Origin of the sequence: Gilliamella sp. Occ4-3, from assembly GCF_001690675.1 — a bacterium.
GTDB classification, from domain to species: Bacteria; Pseudomonadota; Gammaproteobacteria; order Enterobacterales; family Orbaceae; genus Gilliamella; species Gilliamella bombi.
Map to the genome: position 1 here is coordinate 1 of NZ_LZHR01000021.1, position 21287 is coordinate 21287.

Annotated in this window: 16 protein-coding genes, 1 pseudogene and 1 CRISPR repeat array; of the genes and pseudogenes, 7 read left to right on the top strand and 10 right to left on the bottom strand. The window is 36.4% G+C overall.

Annotation, left to right across the window (positions count from 1 at the left end):
• The 6 genes and pseudogenes from A9G44_RS01755 to mfd form a co-directional block, all read right to left on the bottom strand.
• The coding region (locus tag A9G44_RS01755; RefSeq protein ID WP_143426282.1) for an IS3 family transposase at positions 1-404 on the bottom strand (404 nt) is incomplete at its 3' end.
• Complete coding sequence (locus tag A9G44_RS01760) at positions 404-661, bottom strand: transposase (protein WP_034909955.1); 258 nt, start codon at positions 659-661, stop codon at positions 404-406. The genes A9G44_RS01760 and A9G44_RS01755, both read right to left, overlap by 1 nt.
• Before the next feature lie 75 nt (positions 662-736).
• Positions 737-1914 (bottom strand): annotated as a pseudogene (gene mmuP, locus A9G44_RS01765) (S-methylmethionine permease); the annotation flags it as partial.
• An 89-nt stretch (positions 1915-2003) separates the two neighbouring features.
• Entirely contained in the window at positions 2004-3296 is a 1293-nt protein-coding gene (locus A9G44_RS01770) for a DUF945 family protein (RefSeq protein WP_065609002.1), read from the bottom strand.
• A gap of 313 nt (positions 3297-3609) precedes the next feature.
• Complete coding sequence (locus A9G44_RS01775) at positions 3610-5118, bottom strand: DUF945 family protein (protein ID WP_065609003.1); 1509 nt, start codon at positions 5116-5118, stop codon at positions 3610-3612.
• Between the two features lie 36 nt (positions 5119-5154).
• The gene (gene mfd / locus A9G44_RS01780) at positions 5155-8613 is read right to left on the bottom strand and encodes a transcription-repair coupling factor (protein WP_065609004.1); all 3459 of its coding nucleotides are present in this window, start codon (positions 8611-8613) and stop codon (positions 5155-5157) included.
• A gap of 158 nt (positions 8614-8771) precedes the next feature.
• Here mfd and lolC point away from each other — a divergent pair, with 158 nt between their 5' ends.
• Genes lolC through lolE form a run of 3 tightly spaced genes read left to right on the top strand, consistent with a single transcriptional unit; the run spans position 8772 to position 11922 of the window.
• A complete protein-coding gene (gene lolC / locus A9G44_RS01785) occupies positions 8772-9974 on the top strand; it encodes a lipoprotein-releasing ABC transporter permease subunit LolC (protein ID WP_034946138.1) in 1203 nt (400 codons plus the stop codon).
• Positions 9967-10671 carry a lipoprotein-releasing ABC transporter ATP-binding protein LolD gene (gene lolD / locus A9G44_RS01790; protein ID WP_065590452.1) on the top strand — a complete coding sequence of 235 codons (705 nt, stop codon included), beginning with the start codon at positions 9967-9969 and terminating at the stop codon, positions 10669-10671. Before lolC ends, lolD begins: the two co-directional genes overlap by 8 nt.
• Before the next feature lie 12 nt (positions 10672-10683).
• Positions 10684-11922, top strand: a complete 1239-nt coding sequence (gene lolE, locus A9G44_RS01795; protein WP_065609005.1) for a lipoprotein-releasing ABC transporter permease subunit LolE — start codon at positions 10684-10686, stop codon at positions 11920-11922.
• Between the two features lie 54 nt (positions 11923-11976).
• On the opposite strand, the gene A9G44_RS01800 is transcribed toward lolE, so the two are convergent.
• The gene (locus tag A9G44_RS01800; protein WP_065609006.1) at positions 11977-12708 is read right to left on the bottom strand and encodes a rhomboid family intramembrane serine protease; all 732 of its coding nucleotides are present in this window, start codon (positions 12706-12708) and stop codon (positions 11977-11979) included.
• Between the two features lie 43 nt (positions 12709-12751).
• Positions 12752-13246, bottom strand: a complete 495-nt coding sequence (locus A9G44_RS01805; RefSeq protein ID WP_065609007.1) for a GNAT family N-acetyltransferase — start codon at positions 13244-13246, stop codon at positions 12752-12754.
• Between the two features lie 321 nt (positions 13247-13567).
• Positions 13568-14015: direct repeats of the CRISPR family, unit length 28 nt; unit sequence GTTTACCGCCGTGTAGGCGGTTTAGAAA.
• Positions 14016-14448: 433 nt separating this feature from the next.
• On the opposite strand from A9G44_RS01805, the gene A9G44_RS01810 reads away from it, so the two are divergent.
• Together A9G44_RS01810 and A9G44_RS01815 are read left to right on the top strand one after the other, a co-directional pair.
• Positions 14449-15984, top strand: coding sequence for a hypothetical protein (locus tag A9G44_RS01810; protein ID WP_065609008.1), 1536 nt, complete (start codon positions 14449-14451; stop codon positions 15982-15984).
• Between the two features lie 659 nt (positions 15985-16643).
• Positions 16644-17561, top strand: a complete 918-nt coding sequence (locus tag A9G44_RS01815) for a hypothetical protein (protein WP_065609009.1) — start codon at positions 16644-16646, stop codon at positions 17559-17561.
• A 249-nt stretch (positions 17562-17810) separates the two neighbouring features.
• On the opposite strand, the gene A9G44_RS01820 is transcribed toward A9G44_RS01815, so the two are convergent.
• Positions 17811-18392, bottom strand: a complete 582-nt coding sequence (locus A9G44_RS01820) for an IMPACT family protein (RefSeq protein WP_034911720.1) — start codon at positions 18390-18392, stop codon at positions 17811-17813.
• Positions 18393-18451: 59 nt separating this feature from the next.
• Between A9G44_RS01820 and nfi the strand changes: the two genes are divergently transcribed.
• Both nfi and A9G44_RS01830 read left to right on the top strand, forming a co-directional pair.
• Positions 18452-19117 carry a deoxyribonuclease V gene (gene nfi, locus A9G44_RS01825; RefSeq protein WP_442902862.1) on the top strand — a complete coding sequence of 222 codons (666 nt, stop codon included), beginning with the start codon at positions 18452-18454 and terminating at the stop codon, positions 19115-19117.
• Positions 19107-19853: a tRNA1(Val) (adenine(37)-N6)-methyltransferase gene (locus A9G44_RS01830; RefSeq protein WP_034911714.1), complete on the top strand. Its 747-nt coding sequence runs from the start codon at positions 19107-19109 to the stop codon at positions 19851-19853. Before nfi ends, A9G44_RS01830 begins: the two co-directional genes overlap by 11 nt.
• Before the next feature lie 11 nt (positions 19854-19864).
• Here A9G44_RS01830 and A9G44_RS01835 read toward each other — a convergent pair whose 3' ends face one another.
• Entirely contained in the window at positions 19865-21274 is a 1410-nt protein-coding gene (locus A9G44_RS01835) for a basic amino acid/polyamine antiporter (RefSeq protein WP_065609010.1), read from the bottom strand.
• Between the last annotated feature and the right edge of the window lie 13 nt (positions 21275-21287).

Genomic DNA, 21287 nt, shown 5'->3' on the forward strand with positions numbered 1-21287 from the left:
CTAAAGCGACGTTGATTACGGCTACTATCACTCATAAAATCCATTGACCAACATTCACCTTGTTTATTAGGCACCAATAGCTTTTCCGGGCATCGTGGAGGAATGCGTTTTTTTCGTTTTACTCTGAGATTAAGCTTTAATTCACAATACACCCGATAAACACGCTTATGGTTCCATTGATAGCCGAGCTTTCTGATACGATTAAAGCATTTAGGAAAGCCCCAGCGTAAATGCCGGTCTGTGATAGCATTCAATACCGAAACAATCACCGAATCATCCTGTAACTTAGGTTGATAATAGTAAGCACAACGGCTTAAGCCAACAATGGCACAACTCATAGCAATAGTAACTGAATGATTTTGTTGTAGTTGCTGTGCCCACGTTTTACGTGCCTTTGTGGGCACTAAAGCTTTTTTATGATTTCTTCCTGAAGCTGTGATTTTAAGCTCAGCTCGGCAAACATCTGCTTAAGTTTGCGGTTTTCAGCCTCCAGCTCTTTTAAGCGTTTGATATCCGAAGTTTCCATTCCGCCGTATTTTTCCCGCCATTTATAAAAAGTTGAATTACCCATGCCATATTTACGGCAGAGTTCCTTGACAGGAATACCTGCTTCAGCTTCTTTTAAAATAGCGACGATTTGATGTTCAGTCATTTTTTTCATAATTAAATCCCCTTTTACTTTTATCATAGATAATTTTCTACTTTTTTGCTGTACTATTTTAGGGGATAGTTACAGTTGCTTTCTAAAAAAGTAATGTGAAATGCAAATACTTAACCAAACTGCTACCACGGCGAAGCCAGAAATAGCGGTTAATGCTACAAATACAGTATCAGGAGCTATCACGCTTGAAAATAACGCTAACAATCCACCAAGCATACTTACTGCAATAGCGATCATTGGAATACCTTTATTGGTTAATTTAGCAAAGCACTTTGGTAGTGTACCTTGATTAGACAACGACCACATCATACGCCCAGAGGCATAAAGTCCTGAATTAGCGGCTGATAAAATAGCGGTTACAATAACAAAATTAAATATATCAGCAGCATATGGAATACCGATATTTTCAAATACCATTACAAATGGACTAGTAATAACGCCAGCTTGATCCATAGGTAGTAGAGAGGCTAACACAATAATGGTTCCAATAAAAAAGAGAATCAATCTTAAAATTGTTGTTTTAATTGCAAGTGGAATCGATTTTTCGGGATTATGAGTTTCGCCCGCAGCAATACCAATTAACTCGGTACCAGAAAAGGCAAAATTAACTGAAACCATCGTCATGATAATTGGTGTTATACCATTAGGAAACCAGCCATTATCGGTAATATTGTGTAAAAAAGGTGCTGGCATGTCATTTTTCATAGGAACAAAACCAAAGATAGCAGCAGCTCCAGCAACAATAAAAATAATAATAGTGATGACTTTAATGATTGAAAACCAAAATTCACTTTCGGCAAAGAATTGAGCGGTTATAATGTTTAATGCAAAGATTACGATACAAAAAATTAAACACCAAATCCAGACCGAAACAGTAGGGAACCAATACTTCATACATAATCCAGCTGCGGTTAGACTTGAACCAAGTGCCACTGTCCAAGTAACCAATACAGCCAAGCAACGGTATAACCAGTGCCAGGACTAATAAAGCGAGAAGCATAAGTGTGAAATGCACCTGTTTCAGGCATAGCGACAGCCAGTTCGCCTAGGCACAACATCACCAAATAAACAACTAATGCACCAATTAAATAAGCAATAATAGCGCCAATAGCCCCAGCAGTAGCAATAATGTAACCAGTATTAAAAAATAAACCTGTGCCAATAACGCCACCCAGTGATAACATAATTAAATGACGGGTTTTCATGGTTCGTTTAAATTGGTTTTCTGTTGTGGATGATGAATTTGTATTCATAAATTTTTTTGCTTAAGTTAAAAATAATAAAATTCCGCCAAAATTAGTGGCGGAACTAAATAGGTTAGTTTGAATAATAAATTAGCTAATTATAATTGTTCAAAGAATTCTTCTTTTGTTACTTTTTTACCATTTACGTTAACTTCATCACTATCTTTGGTTAGGCTTATATCAGAATAGATACCTTTGGTTTTACCATTGCTTGAAGTAAAATATTGAGAGCTACTAATGAAAAATGCGGACATCATTTGTAGGTTTTGATTTGCTTTAGCAATTTGTTCTGGTGTTACCTTGTTAGAGTTAGGGTTTTCGATCTGTGCGGACGTATACGCTAATACATCAAATGGTGCTTCAAGTTTTAATTTTAGTGAGTCAATTTTATTGTAATCGGCTTCATCAATAGCTGTACTATCTATATCAGACATACTGAACATTAAATTAAGATTAATATCGCCTGCAGGATTGTGCCAATTCAATTTATTTAACGAAAAATTAATATAATGCTTTTGTTCTGTATCATCTGAGTCAGGATAACCTATTCCCAATTGATTAGTGAATAGATGCTTATCAAGTCCCTTAAAATCAATATCTATCGAGCCATAACCTAGATTTTGTTGTCCATAAATAATTGAATCTACACTACTTGAAAATGATCCATCGACAGTATTGGTGACGTCATTTAGGACATTTTTTTCGTCCATAACGAATTTATTAATAACAACCGAAACTGGTTTTGAATTAAATGATGCAGGGTAGGTTAATAAAATTTTATCAATTTCAATTTTAGTTGATATGTCAGAGCCAGTAGTATAACTACCAAAGGTGTACTTGCCTTCACCAAGTTCTAATGCACTATCAATTCTTGGAAAGAATGGAACTTCATTTTGGGTAACTTTTATTGCTTTGCTTGCTAGTTTTACGGTGATATATTCACCATAACTTATACCTGCATGTCCTGTAATAAAAGGCTGATTGCCCGCTAGCTTCCAAAGTGTCGGATTAGTTTGTTCGCTCATTTCATATTCTAACCAAGCCATTTTAGGCGCAAAACTTCCTTTGGCGAGTGCAGCGATAGGAAATGGACCATGATGAATAGTAACATCATCAGAAAATAAGGTTTTAGGTTGAGCATCGTCGCCTGTAGCATTTTGGAGTGATGCTGTAATAGTTAAATGCAATTTAGTTGAAAAGATATTCTTTTCATAATTACTTTTTATAATATTAAACGTGAAATCGTTTTGAGTTTGATTAATTTTGTTTGTAATTTGTACCAATTCATTATCGATGTTATTTTCGATCATGTTGCCTGTATGCCATGCAGTGCCTACGTAAGCAACCCCTAATACAGCAAATATTCCTATAGCAAGTGTGGTTTTTTTCATTATAGATCTCTTAGTTATTTATTATATTTTAAATTATCATTCCTGATGATTTATAAAATCAACTAGAAAATTTTTAACATATTCAACGTGATAAATTAATTGTAATCCTAGTTGTTATAATTTTAATCGATTTGAGCTTTCTAGGCGATAGTTTTTTGATTTTTTGTAAAATGCACCTATACAAGTTTAAATAAGTACCCTAGCATATTATGGTGCATATATTGTTAACTACTACGCTTGAATCTAAAATAATCGCCAAATTAACCAATATCATTGAAACATTTTATAATTTTTTTAGTGTCGCTAAAATAAATTAGAAATTTCCAAAAAAATCTTTTTTATCTAGTAATTGTCCATTTACCTTTACGCTTTGATTGCCTTTTGTATACTCCACATTAGAATAGATACCTTCTGTTTGATCTTTATTAAAGATAAAAAATGGTGATCTACTAAAAAACATTTTGGCATTGTTTTTTATTACAGCGCTTTCTTTTGCAATTTGTTCTGATGTAACTTGCTTAGTGTTAGGGTTTTGGATTTGTGCGGACAAACTAGCTAAAACATCAAACGGAGCTTCGAGATTGAATTTAAGTGTATTTATTTTGTCATAGTTTTCTACATCAGTATTTGAGCTATTTATTTCTGATATATTAAACAATAAGTTAACATTAATGTCGCCACTAGCATTGTGCCAATTCAATTTATTTAACGAAAATTCAATATTGTGTTTGTCGCTCTCACTTATGTCAGGATCAGTTGTTTCAAAGTGAGGATCGAAAAATTGTCTACCAACCCCTTTGAAGTCAATATCAAATGATCCACTACCTAGGTTTTGTTGACCATAAATAATCGAACCAATACGACTTACAAGCGAACCTTCAATTGTATTATTGCTGTCATTTAAGATATTTTTTTGACTCATCACAATTTTGTCAATAATCACTGATTCGTTTTTCGGAGTGGATGATTTGAAATTTAATGTAATTTTATCAATACTGCTTTGCTCATCAATATTTCGATTTTTGTAGTTAGCACGACCTTTTGATTTTAAGTTGTCAATATTAAAATTCCCTTTTGAAAGATAGCTATCAAAACTGTATTTAACCTTTCTAATGTTAAATTCATAATCGAAGTCTTCTATGGTGTTAAGTGGTCTTAATGACATATTAATGTCATCAAAGTTAAAATTATTACCGTCAGAAAGAAAAAACAATTTATCCAGATGCACTTTAGCCTTGCCGTCAGAACCATCGGCATAGCAACTAAATGTATAGCTGCCATGGCTAATATCCAAGATACTATCATCAATGGCAGGGATTTCTGCTTGGGTCATTTTAATCGCTTTGCTTGCTAGTTTAACGGTAATATATTCGTCATAACTCACGCTTGTATGTCCACTAATAAACGGTCGATTGCCCGCTAGTTTCCAAAGTGTTGGATTTGCTTGTTGACTCATTTCATATTGTAACCAAGCCAATTGTGGGGAAAAAGTCCCTTTTGCAAGCGCAGCAATAGGAAAAGGACCATGATGGATAGTGACATCGTCATCAAATAAGTTTTTTGGATAACTACCTTGAATAGTCGATTCACGTGGTGATACGGCCACTGTTAAATGTACTTTTGTTGAAAAAACACCCTTGTCATAATGGTTTTTAGTAACGGAAAATGTGAAAAGATCTTGGGACAGGTTAACTTTGTTTGTGATTAGTGCTAATTGGTCATCAATATGCTCTTCAATCATATTACCGCTGTACCATGATGTACCTGCATAAGCCATACCTAATACAGCAATTATTCCTATAGTAAGTGTGCTTTTTTTCATTGTGGCTCTCTTAGTCGTTTATTGTAATTATAGTTATCATTCTTGATGACTTGCAAAATCAGACAACAAATTTTTAATATATTCAATGCGATCGATTCGTTGCAATTCTGATTTTTGTAATTTTAATCGATTTGAACTTTCTAAGCGATAATTTTTTGGTTCTTTTTGAATTATTTCAATTAAGTAATTGACTGACACCTTATTATTATTACCGAATTCAATATAACCGCCTTTTTCACCAAATTCAATCTTAGTAATGCCTAATTGAGTTGCGTGATAACGGATTTTGGTAGTTTCTAGTAAAAAAAGCACTGCATCGGGCAATTTACCAAAACGATCTCGCATTTCAACTTGAATATCGGTGAGTTCGATAAGATCGGTGATACTCGCAATACGTTTATATAGTGATAAACGTGTATTAACATCGGGAATAAAATCATCAGGAATAAGTGTTGGTAAGCGTAACTCAATTTCTGTTTGTTGATTATTGAGTAATGATTCAAGTGTTGGCTCTTTGCCTTCTTTTAGTGATTTGACGGCCTCATCAAGTAGCTCAATATAAAGGTTAAAGCCAATCGTCTCTATTTGACCGCTTTGATCGCTGCCTAATAACTCACCAGCACCTCGAATTTCAAGATCGTGTGTGGCTAGAGCAAAACCTGCTCCTAAATCTTCAAGTGAGGCAATTGCTTCTAGGCGTTTTTTGGCATCTTTAGTGAGTAATTTAGGATGTGGGGTTAATAGATAAGCGTAAGCCTGATGATAAGAACGTCCAACTCGTCCTCTGAGCTGATGTAACTGGGCTAAACCAAATTTATCGGCACGATCAATGATAATGGTATTGGCATTAGGAATGTCGATACCAGTTTCAACAATGGTTGTACAAACAAGTATGTGAAAACGTTGATGATGAAAGTCATTCATTACGCGCTCTAAGTCGCGTTCATGCATTTGCCCATGACCAATGGTAATTCGAGCTTCGGGCACCAGCTCTGCCAGTTTTTCGCTTACTTTTTCGATATCAGAAATATCATTGTGTAAGTAATAAATCTGACCACCACGTAAAATTTCACGCAAAATAGCTTCTCTAATCACGAGATCATCATATTCTCTAACAAAGGTTTTTACTGCTAATCGGCGAGCTGGAGGGGTCGCAATAATAGAGAGATCGCGCATACCACTCATTGCCATGTTGAGGGTTCTTGGAATTGGCGTTGCGGTTAGTGTTAGAATATCAATGTTTGCTCGCATTGCTTTAATTCGTTCTTTTTGGCGGACGCCAAAACGATGTTCTTCATCAACAATCAACAAACCTAAATCTTTCCATTTGATATCTTCTTGTAACAATTTATGTGTGCCAATTACAATATCAATTTTGCCTTCACCAAGAGCTTCTATAATACTTTTTTGTTGTTTGGCGGTTTTGAATCGAGACAGGCTTTCTATGCGAATTGGCCAGTTTGCAAAGCGATTACAAAAGCTTTCGTAATGTTGTTCTGCAAGTAAAGTTGTAGGAACTAAAACTGCTGTTTGTTTATGATTAATAACGGCTAAAAAAGCAGCGCGGATCGCTACTTCTGTTTTACCAAATCCAACATCACCACAGACTAATCTATCCATGGCATAAGGAGAGCACATATCGCCAATTACTGCTCCAATAGCATTTTGTTGATCATCAGTTTCTTGATAAGGAAACCCTTGGCAAAATAGTTCATACTGCTCTCGGTCTTGTTTAAATTCAAACCCGGGTTTACTTTCACGTTCAGCGTAAATATCGAGTAATTCAGCAGCAACATCTCGTACTTTTTCGGCCGCTTTTTGCCGTGCTTTACTCCAAGCATCAGTACCTAATTTATTCAATGGTGCGTTTTCTTCATCGCCACCAGAATAACGGCTAATTAGATTTAATGATGAAACAGGAACATAAAGCTTGGTGTCATTGGCATATAATAGAATAAGATATTCAGCCGTAATCCCACCTGTTTCTAATGTGGTAAGTCCTGCATATCGACCAACGCCATGTTCTAAATGGACAACGGGTTTGCCGGGTGTTAGCTCAGCTAAACTACGAATAAGTGAATCAGTATTGATAGCTTGTTTATTTTCTTTTTTGCGACGAACTACTCGCCGTCCTAATAGCTCATTTTCAGTAATAAAGGCAAAATTATCTTGCTGATTGATAAAGCCTTGTTCACTAGATCCAACAATTAAATAAAATCGGCTATCACTGTTTTTTCGTTCATCAAGTAAATCGATAGTAGTGGGATGAATACGAATTCGTCCAAGAATTTCTTGTAAAGCCTCTTTGCGTCCTTCTGATTCAACCGAAAAGATGATTGTTCCTGTAAAATTTTCAACAAATTTTTGAAATTGCAAATAAGGATCTTTTTGTTGGATCTCAATAGCAATATTAGGTAATACTACATAAGGCAAATTAACGTTTTTATTTGATTCTGTCGTTATTGCATGCGATAAAACCATTCTTGGGTAGTTTTTGAAATTGGCAAAAATCTCGTCAGTTTTAGACCAAATAACATTTGGTGCAAGTAATGGTCGCATAGGATCGACTTTACGGCTTTCATAACGTTGGGTAATATCTTGCCAATATTTATTAGCATATTGCTCAATATTAACTGTATTGATAATTAAGCTATTTGCTAAAAAATAAGAGAATAGAGGTGTTAAAGGTTCGTTAAAAAACAGTGCTTGCCAATATTCAATACCGGTTGGCAAAATATTTTTACTAACTTGTTGATAGATGCTTTCTGAGTCCAATCTAACCTCAAATTGTTCTCGCCATTGACTACGAAACAACTCAATAGCTGTTTTATCGAAAGGAAACTCATGGGCTGGTAGCAATTGTATTTCAGCAATTTCACCAAAGGTACGTTGAGTTTCGACATCAAAAGTACGAATACTGTCGATTTCATCATCAAAGAAATCGATGCGATAAGGCTTATCACTGCCCATGGGGTAGATATCAAAAAGCGCTCCACGAGTAGCATATTCGCCATGCTCCATAACTTGGCTGACTGAACGATAGCCAGCATTTTCAAGTTGAAGACGTAAATGTTCTCGGCTAATTTGTAAGCCTTTTTTCATCATAAAAACATGTCCACCCAAATAACTTTGTGGGCAGACTTTTTGCATTAAGGTATTAATGGGTAAAATTAACGCCCCTTTGGTTAAATGTCCAAGATGATAAAGGCAAGATAAGCGTTCTGATACGATATCTTGATGAGGAGAAAAACTGTCATAAGGCAATGTTTCCCAATCTGGAAAGATAATAGAAGGGAAGGATGTAAACTGCTTTAGTTCTTCATGAATGCGCGAGGTTTGTTGCATATCATCAGTGACAATCACAACTATACCTTCATGTGCATCTATAGCTTGAGCGCAAAATTGTGATAAGGAAGAGCCAACTAGCTGCCCAATTTGCTTTACTTCTCCTGATTTTTGAGGAATTAAGTTTGAAATATTAACTATTTTAGACATGATGAGTTCGTTAATGTCGCTGAAAATTTATTGTCAGATTATAACGTAAGTATGAGGTTGTTTTCTATAACTGTTTAATCCTGTATGATAAGCACCTTGCATTTAACTAGCAAAACTTTGTAAAAAAGTTTCAGGTAATATATACGTTTATGTCAAAAATATTTCGTCCATTAGTATTTTTTATTGGTTTGCGCTATGTATATGGGCAAAAAACAGATGGGTTTGGTCGCTTTGTATCATGGTTGTCGATGATTGGGATTATGTTGGGTTCAATTGGTCTAATTGTGGTCTTATCAGTCATGAACGGACTTGAAGATCAGATGCAAAGTAGTATTTTAAAGTTTTTACCTCAAGCCCAGATCACAACACCACAAGGTAGGATAGATCCTAAGGTCATTACTCGTGAGCAATTTAATCAGATTCAAGGTGTTAATCGTATTAGTTCTTTGGTGTCGAGTGATGTGGTTTTGCAAAGTGAGCAAAGTATCACTGTAAGCACACTAATGGGCATTAATCCAGAAGATGATGATCCTATTAATGATTATATCTATAGTGGATCGCTCTTAGATCTTCAAGCAGGGCAGTACAATGTTATCATAGGGCAAACGTTAGCTAATCAATTAGGTGTAACCGTTGGCGATAAAATACGTTTAATGGTAACAGATGCAAGTCAAATTACTCCAGTTGGGCGTATACCTTCCCAACGTTTATTTAATATTGTAGGACTGTTTACGGTTAACCACGATATCAATCAAACGCTTATTTATGTCAATCAATCTGACGCTAAAAACTTATTACGTTATCCTCCTAATATGATTAGCAGTTGGCGTCTATTTTTAGATAAACCACTGGATATTGCCTCGATAACTAACACCCCATTACCTGAAGGATTAGTATTTAAAGATTGGCGAGCTAAACGAGGTGAATTATTTCAAGCCATTAAAATGGAAAAAAATGTCATGGGATTACTCATTAGCCTGATTGTGATTGTTGCGGCTTTTAACATTATTACTTCATTAAGCTTGTTGGTGATGGAAAAGCAAGGCGAAGTCGCTATTTTAAAAACACAAGGTCTGTCTCGCTTTAAAATTATGTTAATTTTTATTATTCAAGGTGCAAGTTCAGGAATAATTGGCACGTTATTAGGTAGCGCCTTAGGACTGTTACTTGCTATTAACTTAAACGAAATCATGCAATTGTTAGGTTTATCTTTAGCTGGTATCTTGCTACCTTCATTGGTTGAACCATCGCAAATTATTTTAATTATTATTGGATTGCTTATGTTATCGCTAATTTCAACTCTTTATCCTGCATATCGTGCAGCCAATATTCAACCTGCCGAGGCTTTACGTTATGAATAATTCACAAATATTACTAAGTGCCAAAAATCTTTATAAAACTTATAACGAAGGCAAAATGGTGACCGAGGTTTTAAAAAATGTCTCGTTTGATATTTATTCACAATCATTACTCGCCATTATAGGTAGTTCAGGATCAGGTAAAAGCACTTTACTGCATTTGCTTGGTGGCTTAGATAATCCCACATCTGGCGAAATTATTTTTAAATCACATCAGTTAAATCAATTATCTGAACAAGAAAAGGCACGTCTACGCAATCAAGAAATTGGTTTTGTTTATCAATTTCACCACCTATTGCCTGACTTTACAGCGCTTGAAAATGTAGCGATGCCACTATTAATTGGAGGCGTTTTACCCAACGAAGCTAAAAAACGGGCTATGGCAATGCTAGAGTCGGTTAATTTAGTCAAACGAGCAAATCATCGCCCTTCCGAGCTGTCTGGCGGAGAACGCCAACGAGTGGCAATAGGGCGTGCATTAATTAATAACCCCGCTTTAGTAATGGCTGATGAGCCAACGGGTAACCTTGATAAATCAACAGCCGATTCTATTTTTGAGCTACTGATTAAATTAAATCGTGAACACGGAACCGCGTTTTTGGTTGTTACACATGATCTTGAGCTTGCCAATAAACTTGATAAACAAATGGTGATGAGAGATGGTCAACTTTCTGATAGCGCATCATCAGATAACAATTAATGGATAATTAATATGAATTTATCTTTAATTACCGCCATAAAATTTCGAAAAGGGCGTCGTAAAAGTGGTATGGTGTCGTTAATTTCGATTATCTCAACACTCAGCATTGCTATTGGTATTGCGGCATTAATTATTGGTTTAAGTGCCATGAATGGCTTTGAACGTGAATTACACAATCGAGTGTTATCGGTAGTGCCACATGGACAATTTTATCCCAAATACGGCAATTTAGATAATTGGCAACACGTTCAACAAGAACTTAAAAACAATAATAATATTGTATCAGCCTTGCCATTTGTTAATTTTACTGGATTGATTGAAAACGGTAGTAAGCTTGGTGCAGTACAAGTACAAGGTCTTGACCCTGAACAAGAAATGCAATTTAGTTCACTACCGAATTATGTACTGAATAAAAAATGGCAAGATTTTAAGCCCGATAGTCAACAAATTATTATTGGTGCTGGGCTTGCTAAAAATTTATCAATGAGTGAAGGAGGATGGGTTTCTTTATTAATTCCTGTTTCGAGTAGTCCAAATCAACTCAAACCACCTAAAAGAGTCCGTTTGCAAGTAGTAGGGATTTTAGAATTAAGTGGCAGCTTGAGTAATAACATGGCAATAATTCCATTAACAGATGCGCAGAAATTACTAAATATGAGCGATAGCGTTACAGGCGTTATGGTAAATGTAAAAGACGTTTATCAATCCAATAACCTTATTGGTCAAGCAGCATTAGGGCTTGACGAAGATCTGTTATTTAATAGCTGGGAACAGACGTTTGGCTTTATGTATCGTGATATTCAAATGATTAGGCAAATCATGTATCTGGCCATGATTGTGGTCATTGGCGTGGCTTGTTTTAATATTGTATCCACTTTAGTCATTGCCGTAAAAGATAAACAGCGTGATATTGCCATATTAAAGACCCTAGGCGCAACTAATCGTTTAATCAAACATATTTTTATATGGTATGGGGTGATTTCAGGGTTAATTGGCAGTCTAATTGGAGTTATTTTAGGCGTAATACTGTCATGGCAACTTTCTAACATCATGGGCTTTATTGAGTCATTAATGGGGCATAAAATCTTAAATAGCAATATCTATTTTATCGATTTTTTACCTTCCGAAATTCATCTGTTTGATGTGGTGATAGTGTTTATAACCGCCATGTTACTTAGCTTAATTGCTAGCTATTATCCAGCTAAACGTGCTTGTAAGATTGAGCCTGCACGGATTTTAAATAGCTTTTAAATAGCTTTTGTATAAATAAGGCGCTGTTTAATGATAATCAGCGCCTTTTTATTATTAATAATAGACATAATAACCATTAGGTAAAGCATAGTGCATATATTGCACATAGATCCCCAATGCAGTCACAATAAATACAAGACCAATAATAAGCAGAGTTAACTTACTTGGGTATTTGAACATTTTAATACATAACGAAACAACCCCACCAAGCACAAAACCAGCACAAGCACCACCAATATGCGCCATATTATCGATAGATGGCAATAACCCTAACCCAGCAGTTAATACTAAACTCACCAGCATTGCTTTGACTGGCATTTCTTGTATATTGGTTTTAAACACCAAACAATAAGCCAACAATGCGGTAATAATACCCAAAATAGCACCCGAGGCACCACAGCTAATCACATTTTGATTGATGGTGGCAATATCGCTTGATAAGCTTCCTACTAGCCCTGAAAAAAAGTAAATGCCAACAAAAGCAAGGCAAGGAATGCGCTGTTCTAAAATAGGACCAATGCTCCATAATGCCAGCATATTCATAGCTAAATGAGTAAAGCTGACATGCATAAATAAATTAGTAAACATGCGCCAATATTGGCCAGAAAAAGTTAACTCCGCAACATCGGCACCCCAATCAATCAAAAAATGATTTTCATATAATGGCGAAAACCCACGGCTATCAACTAGCCGAAATGCAAAAAAACACAGAATATTGATTACTACAAGCGTTGTGGTGATTTTAGATTGACTAGCGTAATATTTAATATCATTAAAGGTGCTCATTAAAAATCCTTTTGAATAGGTAAATTTTATCGATAGAGGTCAGTTAATCTAACCGTTTACCTAATATCACTAAATCACGCTGAACATTATCTAATTCAGCAATTTTTGGAAGAAGTCCCCATTGTTGATACTGCATTTTTTTAAATAAATTAACACTAGGTAAGTTATGTCGAAACACATAGCTAAAAATTGCCTCAATTCCAGCTTGTTTAGCAAATTGTTCAATTTTATCCACCATAAATTGACCAATTTTTTTACCACGAAAATCTTGATGAAGATATAAGCTAATCTCAACGGTTTTATAAAAAGCGGGGCGACCATAAAACGAAGATAAACTAATCCAACCACAAGGTCTATCTTGATATTTAATTAACCAAAGTGGACGATTTTTAGGGTTATGCTGGTAAAACCAATCCAATCGACTTTCAACAGAAACAGGCACTGTATCGGCAGTAACTTGGTGACCAGCAATTGTTGAATTATAAACATCAACAATAAATGATAAATCTTCTAATGTAGCATCGTGGTAAGTAATCATGTTTTTTTGCTTTAAGTGGTTTAAAGTGAAATTATTGTAATTTTATTATTGTTTATTGGCAATAAAGCATATTTTTTATAGTGAGAAAAATAATGTATAGTAATATTTCACATTTAAAATAAAATCAATTCACTAGATGGATTTTTTGAAAATACAATTTAAAAATTGCCTCAAAATATAAAATTTAGCTAACCCTTTTTTTTAACAATAAATTAAAATCAATAAAAACAAAAGGTTAATAGTGTCTTATAAAAAAGGGTTTTTGACAGAAAAAATCCTGTTTGCCTTTTGCTAAATGGAATTATAGTATATTGGCTTCTAGTTTACCGCCGTGTAGGCGGTTTAGAAAATTACGTCATCAGAGTACAAAACTAGATTAATGTTTACCGCCGTGTAGGCGGTTTAGAAATTGCTATGCAGACCCTGACGAAATCATTATCGGTTTACCGCCGTGTAGGCGGTTTAGAAAAGTAGAGCGCCTAATTCTTGCTCCATCTGGCGGTTTACCGCCGTGTAGGCGGTTTAGAAATAAAAAAAACTAAAAAAATCGGGTTAGCGTTAGTTTACCGCCGTGTAGGCGGTTTAGAAACACAACATAAACATTTGTATAGTACAAAAACCGTTTACCGCCGTGTAGGCGGTTTAGAAAATAAATTCACCTTTGCTTCCCTTTTTTATCGGGTTTACCGCCGTGTAGGCGGTTTAGAAATAAAGCGATTGATGATTCAGTTTTAGATAGCAGTTCACCGCCGTGTAGGTGGTTTAGAAAAATAACACATTTAGAATTACTAACTAAGCCAGCCTTAACGCTGAGTAATCGGTTTTAACATAACCACAAGAATAAAAAACAACCGAATCAATTAGAAAAAAGGTAAGAAAAGGGCGTTTTGAGGGGTAAAAACTAGCAAAAAACTTTGTTTTTTGCTGAAGTTTAAGCCAAGAGCCTCATTCCCGCATTGTAATGAGGAGGTGTTTGAGCAAGATCACTACGGCAAACAAGAAAATCCAATGTGGTAGTTTAGACCTTTACAAAAGTTTAGAAAAGTTTACAAAAAAGCTTACAAAAAAGTTGCGTTAATTTTTTGGTGATTTTATACTTTTTAATAATGTACTGAGTTAGTTTTTGTACAGGGAGATCAAAACAAGATCAAAAAAACAGAAAGTGAAATAAAACAGTAAAATAGACTGACAAGGAATTCCAGATGCCTTATAATTTTTCACAGTCCACCTGGCCAAACTATAACTTAAACATAGCCAATAGCGAGTGCGGTTATTCGTTTCTTGGTCAATTCTTATTTTTCCGCCGAGCTTTAGGAGCGAAAATTTTCGCCGGATCATCTTGGCGATCAAATTTGCCCTGTCGTCGGATCGTGCCGGCGTTATCATCAGCGTTATTGTTGTTCTCTGCTTTCAGCAGCGAAGCTTTAACGGCTCGAACAACTGGTGTTATCAACGGTAGTGCGCCGTATTTGACTTTTGATGGAGGTCGAACTCGGGCGACTAATGTTGACGAGTTGTTGTCAATAACGTTGCCTAGTGGTATTCGTGTTACACCAAGTTCTAACACATCTAGCGCAGCAAATCCCATTCAGTTGCAAGATGCTAATATAAATTTCACTCACATAGGCATGTTTGTGCCAACAAATACAAGTTCAGTCACATTAAGTACACTTATTGGTCCGCTATATAATTATTGGAGGGATGATGATGGAGATGGACAAGGTAGTGGCGGTATTAGCGCTACAGGGAGTTTAACATTATCTATTGTTGATAAAGCGGGTAATGCCGTCGACCGACAAGACACGTTAACGATTTGTAATGCACCATATAAAGTCACATTGTCCAGTTCAGAGGGAACATTAAGTACGCATTACGGTGTTCCTAGTAGTCTTAGTTTTAGTGCTAGTAGTGCAACTTATTATATCACCCCTAAGGCAACGCCGGTGGTTTGTTTTGTGAGGCCTAATCTATCATTTGGTAATTCTGGGTCTGGGTACGATGGCCCATCAAACATCTGGAATTCAGCTAAGGGTTTCCTTACCCAGTCTACAGTCCCATCAGGTTATCATAGAAACTTTCCTACTACAGGCGCTAATAACTTATACTTTGACTTAGATATAGATGGTGTAAATGCAAATCAGTTAACTTGGTCTCCCGTCACTCATAGTGATATTACTGCTACCATGAAACCAAATTCTAGTACAAGCGTGCGCGTCACATTAACGGGTCCTGCCGCCACTTCATCGCAGTGGAATTCTTCTTCTCCAGGTAATATACCTAATCCCGCTTTGCCAGCGACTTTTGAGTTAGTTGGTCGAGATAGTAGTGGTAATGCAGTTATCAAGTATGGATTCAGGTTAAAGCAGTGGTTCGTTAACCGGGGTACTGGTGTGTACACCAATCCTGATTCACAATCTTGGTGTAATAGTATAGGCTACCAGATGCCAAGGGTCAGGGATTTAACTAACGGGGTTAGTTCAGATATTAGTCCTCCACCTGTAGGCGCCAGCCCATTTTCACCAGGTAATCATTACATGCGTCATATTGATGCAGGCTTTTTTTCCGAGTGGGGCTACATGTACGGCTACACCGGTTCCAGCTTTGCCAACTCCTTCTACTGGACGAGCGATACTTCGGGTAGCTACCAGTTCTCTGTGAACTCGTTCAATGGCAACATCCATTGGTGCAACCCGAGATTCGTCCACTATGTTGTTTGCGCCTCAGTCCTTAGACCTTAGTCCTTATTTCTTAGTCCTTAGGTCGCCGAGGTCAATATTTAGAAACTCCTATTTTGTTACTTTAACTATCATAAAATTGTTCACCGCCGTATAGGCGGCCTTTTGTATAAAAATAGAAATTTCTGTATAACTGGTTGATTTTAATGAAAATAAAAAATTAAATAAAATCAATGCTCTACCTGAGCGATTTTATGGGTGTAATACATCTTATAACATGGTAAGGATTATATGTTCATTGGTTGTTAGGTAATTCACTAATTCCTTGGTTTAGAAATTATCACCAATATTCATTATTTCCACAAAAGTTAAGACTTACAAAACCTAACACCGTATTCTAATTAAAAAATTGCATAAAAAACTAGCCAATTTTTTTTAAAATGGCTATACTTTAATCTCCTTAAAGGAATAGATTATTAAACAATCAAATAAATATAAAAATTAAAATAAATCATTAATTTACTTGACAGGTGAACCGTAATGCATTATCATTTTAGACACCAGACACCAGACACCAGCACTGGCAAACCTATGTCTTAAATTTATCAGATAAACACACTAGTTGGATTTTTAACCCCGCCACGTTTATATTTTCAAAGCTATCTTTCAAATTATTATCAAAATTATTCCGAAAATTTCTGTTAGTATTGGTATTGTTATTATTGTCTTCTTTATGGAGTTTACAGGCATTACCCGTTAAAAATGGTCGAAGGATTAATCGTAGTGATGCCGTAATACTGCCATCGTCACAATGGGGGGAGCTTAAATTTGTAAAGCCCAATCTTGAGCTGGGTGGACTCCATTTTGCTGGCCCTGCTGATATATGGCACCCAGATTATGGGTTCTTAGTTCAATCAACCGATCAGGGATCATATAACCTAAATTTTCCGACAACGGGCGCAAATGGGTTATATTTTGATTTAATCATAAGGGGAGATGCCGATGAATTAACATGGGGAACGCCAATTACGCATGATGGAATTACCGCTACAGTAACAAGAAAAACAAAATGTAATGCCCAATGCGATGTTGAATTTCGCGTTACACTAACAGGTCCAGAGGCAAGAAATCAATGGTTCAATCCTTATTCTAGTCGAATTGCTAGGCCAAGGTTACCGCTGACCTTTGAGTTAGTGGGGAGAGATAGAGAGGGGAACGAGGTAATTAAATATGGATTTGTCCTGCAAAAATGGTTCGTAGTTAGGGGGGCTGAATTATATCACTACCCTGATATGGTAACTTGGTGTAGTGGTTTGGGTTATCGTGTGCCACAGGTTAAGGATCTGACTAACGCTGTTTGTTCTGGTATTGGCTCAGGTCCGAATTGCCAAGGCTCTATCGGCGCTACACCTCCATCAAAAAATAATAATTACCTGCGTACAATAGGTGCTGGATTATTTTCGGAGTGGGGCTTTATGTATCATTACGCTGGTGCGGACTTCGTTGACCAAAACTATTGGACAAGTGACACGACTAGAATAGGGCAGTTTAGTGGTCAGTTTGATGTGGGAGCTAGTAACGGTGATATTTTTTGGTTCAAGACTTCTATTATTAATTATGGTCTTTGCACCACCCCTTAGTTTTTATGACTTAGTTATTAATCTTTATGGTGCTGATGATATTCTGATATTAATAAAGAATAATCAATAAAAGAATAAAATTCCAGTGCGAGGAGGACAGCCAAAATAGCAAAGCCTGAGAGCTTTGCATTTTAATGACTGAAAGTCCAAAAGCACTTTTATTAAAAATTAAACTTGATACAACAAAAGATAGTCAATAAAAAAATTAATCTTTTATAAAATAAAATCAATATTCTACCTGAGTGATTCTTATAGTTCAATAATAACTCGTCCACGAGTGATGTCGCTAATGTTTTTTTGTAGGAGTTGCAATTTGTCTTTTGTGATAGCGACGTTTACTTTTACACCTTCAGCATCAAACTCTTGATTTTCAATAATGGAATCAAGTTCCTTTAGGCGATTTTCGATAATTGGCCATTCGTTATAATAGCAGTGAAATTGTAGCGTTATGCGGGCAATGAGTTCAATTAGTTCAGCTTGTTGCAAGCAGTGACTAGCCGAACCGCCATAGGCACGAATTAATCCTCCAGTACCTAATTTTATGCCACCAAAGTAACGAGTTACTACTACTACCACTTGGTCACAATCTTGTCCTTCAATGGCTGAAAGAATAGGGCGACCTGCTGTACTAGTGGGCTCGCCATCGTCATTAAATCGGTATTGTTGTCCAATCTTCCATGCCCAGCAGTTGTGGGTGGCGTTGAGATCGCTTATTTGATTAATAAAGTCGGTGGCTTGTTCAGCTGATGTGACTGGCGCTGCATTGACAATAAAACGACTTTTTTTGATTTCTTCTGTTAACTCGGTAGGATTTGCTAATGTATATGGCATGCTAATTCTGATAAAATCAATCTATTGGAATAATGATACTGAACAGAATAAAAATGTCTATCAATTTAGAACAATTAATGCAAACACAGCAGGCGTTAGCCATGCAGGTTAAATGCGATGATGACTTTAATCCGTCAATAAATTACGTTGGTGGTACTGATGTCGGTTTTGAAGATAATGGCAAGATTACTCGAGCAGCAATCGTTATTTTGCGCTATCCAACTTTCGAGGTTGTTGAGTATCATATTGCTCGGGTTGAGACAGGGTTTCCTTATATTCCTGGTTATTTGTCTTTTCGGGAATACCCTGCGCTACTTGCCGCTTGGCAGCAGGTAACACAGAAGCCAGATTTGTTGTTCGTTGATGGGCAAGGTGTTGCTCATCCTCGGCGTTTAGGTATTGCAAGCCATTTAGGTTTGTTGTTAGATATGCCAACAATTGGTGTTGCTAAAAAAAGGCTTTGCGGTCAATACGAAATATTACCTAAGCAAGCAGGTAATGTAACACCTTTACAAGACAAGCAAGAACAGATTGGTTGGGTTTTATGTAGTAAAAATAATTGCAATCCTTTATTTATTTCAACAGGTCACCGAGTAAGTCAAGATAGTGCTTTAAAATGGGTTAATTTATGCTTGCGGGGCTATCGTTTGCCAGAACCGACTCGCTGGGCTGATGCGATAGCATCTAACAAGCCTTTGTTTAAGAAGTTTATTTATGCAGAATAATTCATTACCGTTAAAAAAAGGTGGCTTTACTTTTAAGCGTTTTTTTGTGGCGCACGATAAAAGTCCAATGAAGGTAACAACCGATAGTTGTTTGTTAGGGGCTTGGGTTCCGATTGATTCGGCTCCGCAAAAGGTACTCGATATTGGCTGTGGTTGTGGTGTAATTGCGTTAATGTTAGCTCAGCGGTTAGAACATGATAACAGCCAAATTGATGCCATCGATATTGATATGCAGGCGGTATCACAATGTCAGCAAAATAGCGAACAAGCTGGGTTTACTTCGATTAATGCGATTAATACCGATATTAATCAATTTCAGCTAAGTTATGCGGTGGGCTATGATTTGATTGTGACTAATCCCCCTTATTTTGCATCTGCCGTTGATTGTCGCAATTCCCAAAGACAGTTGGCACGTTATACCGAATGTTTGAACTTTCAACAGCTTATTGACACAGTTAAGCGCTTACTAAAACCGAAAGGGCAATTTTGTTTAGTTTTACCTTATCATTTATCCAATCAGTTTAGGTTATTATGTGAATCTAATCAGTTATATTTATTCCAACTGATGAATGTTAGATATAGTGCAGATAAAGACTTTTCGTTATCATTATTGGCTTTTTCATTTATCCAGGCTAATAAAATTGATGAGCAGCAATTGTGTATGCGAGATGGTGATGGGCGTTATTCTCAAGAGTTCAGAAAGCTATTAGCTGACTTTTATCTATTTCGAAAATAACGCCTAACTAATTAATTTGGTGTTATGTAGAAGTGTAAAATAGCGATGATAGCTAATAGGATGATTGCAATAGCGTAAGCTTTGTCATGCAAGTAACTAAATGCTGGCAAAGATCGTTCCTTTCTGGCATAAAGGTAAAAACAGAGTCCCATACTATATAGTATCATCGACAGTAATAAATAAACTGTGCCACCAGCATAAATCAACCATATGCCATAAAGCGATCCTAAAGCGCCAATCATAATTAAGTAGGCTTTACCTTGTTGAACGGCTAATTTAAAAACAAAGAGAGCCGCCAGTAAATAGGGAATAAGCACCATTGAGGTTGATAATTGGATTAAGGTGTTGTAGCCAGATTGATAGTAGTGGGCAAGGATAATTAATACGGTTATTAAACATGTTGTTAACCATAATGCGTTGGATGGCGTGCCTGCTTTGTTGAGTTTTCCAAAACAACTTGGTACTGTGTGTTGTGTGCCTTGGCCAGCTAAAAATAGCATTTCGGCCGCTAGCATTAACCATGATAGTAATCCACCACTGACTGACACAATTAAACCAATATTAATTAATGTTGCTCCCCAGCTGCCTACTACATGTTCAATGACAAGTGCCATGGAAGGGTTTTTCATTTGAGCAAGTTCTTGTTGTGGCACAATACCAAGCGATAACACAGATACGCAAACAAGTAATAAGCTGGTAATAGCAAAGCCAAAAAAGGTGGCTCGGCTAATGCTGATGATGTTTTTGGCTCTAGCAGCATACACAGTTGCGCTTTCAATCCCTAAGTAGACCCAAACGGTATAGAGCATGGTGTTTTTTACTTGCTCGATAATTGAGCCTAATTGCGGTGTTCCCCAAAAATCTATCTTAAATGTCGATATTTTAAAGGCAAGGCTAACACAAACAATAAATAAACCAATAGGCACGATTTTCGCTAATGTTACTAGGCAATTTAATAAAAAAGCACGATATATTCCTTTTAATACAAAATAGTGCACTATCCATAAAAATATGATAGCCGTAATAACGGCAGGTAATGTGGTACCATGACCAAAGAAGCTCAAGCAATCAAAAGATCCTAATGCGCTAAATAAAATCACTAGGTAGCTGGTGCACGACATCCATGCTGATATCCAGTAGCCCCACGCGGCATTAAAGCCGATATAATCGCCAAAACCTTCACGCACATAACCATATAATCCATCATTGATTTTGTAAAATCGAATCGATAAATACTGAAATATCCGTGTTAGCATTAACATGCCAAATAGGGTTATTATCCATGCAATTAAAATAGCGCCAGAGCCCGAACTTACGGCCATGTTTTGTGGTAGGCTGAAAATACCGCTGCCTACAATACTGCCAACCACTAACAATGTGAGTGGCAGGATGCCTAGCTTTTTTCTTACCGATGTATTCATGTTGTTGTCTTAT

What these genes read in the sequence shown, in the direction of transcription:
- A9G44_RS01810 (WP_065609008.1), top strand. Translation starts at nt 14,449, where the DNA reads ATGCCTTATAATTTTTCACAGTCCACCTGGCCAAACTATAACTTAAAC.
- A9G44_RS01800 (WP_065609006.1), bottom strand. Translation starts at nt 12,708, where the DNA reads ATGAGCACCTTTAATGATATTAAATATTACGCTAGTCAATCTAAAATC.
- lolE (WP_065609005.1), top strand. Translation starts at nt 10,684, where the DNA reads ATGAATTTATCTTTAATTACCGCCATAAAATTTCGAAAAGGGCGTCGT.
- A9G44_RS01820 (WP_034911720.1), bottom strand. Translation starts at nt 18,392, where the DNA reads ATGCCATATACATTAGCAAATCCTACCGAGTTAACAGAAGAAATCAAA.
- A9G44_RS01770 (WP_065609002.1), bottom strand. Translation starts at nt 3,296, where the DNA reads ATGAAAAAAACCACACTTGCTATAGGAATATTTGCTGTATTAGGGGTT.
- mfd (WP_065609004.1), bottom strand. Translation starts at nt 8,613, where the DNA reads ATGTCTAAAATAGTTAATATTTCAAACTTAATTCCTCAAAAATCAGGA.
- A9G44_RS01805 (WP_065609007.1), bottom strand. Translation starts at nt 13,246, where the DNA reads ATGATTACTTACCACGATGCTACATTAGAAGATTTATCATTTATTGTT.
- lolD (WP_065590452.1), top strand. Translation starts at nt 9,967, where the DNA reads ATGAATAATTCACAAATATTACTAAGTGCCAAAAATCTTTATAAAACT.
- A9G44_RS01775 (WP_065609003.1), bottom strand. Translation starts at nt 5,118, where the DNA reads ATGAAAAAAAGCACACTTACTATAGGAATAATTGCTGTATTAGGTATG.
- A9G44_RS01835 (WP_065609010.1), bottom strand. Translation starts at nt 21,274, where the DNA reads ATGAATACATCGGTAAGAAAAAAGCTAGGCATCCTGCCACTCACATTG.
- A9G44_RS01830 (WP_034911714.1), top strand. Translation starts at nt 19,107, where the DNA reads ATGCAGAATAATTCATTACCGTTAAAAAAAGGTGGCTTTACTTTTAAG.
- A9G44_RS01760 (WP_034909955.1), bottom strand. Translation starts at nt 661, where the DNA reads ATGAAAAAAATGACTGAACATCAAATCGTCGCTATTTTAAAAGAAGCT.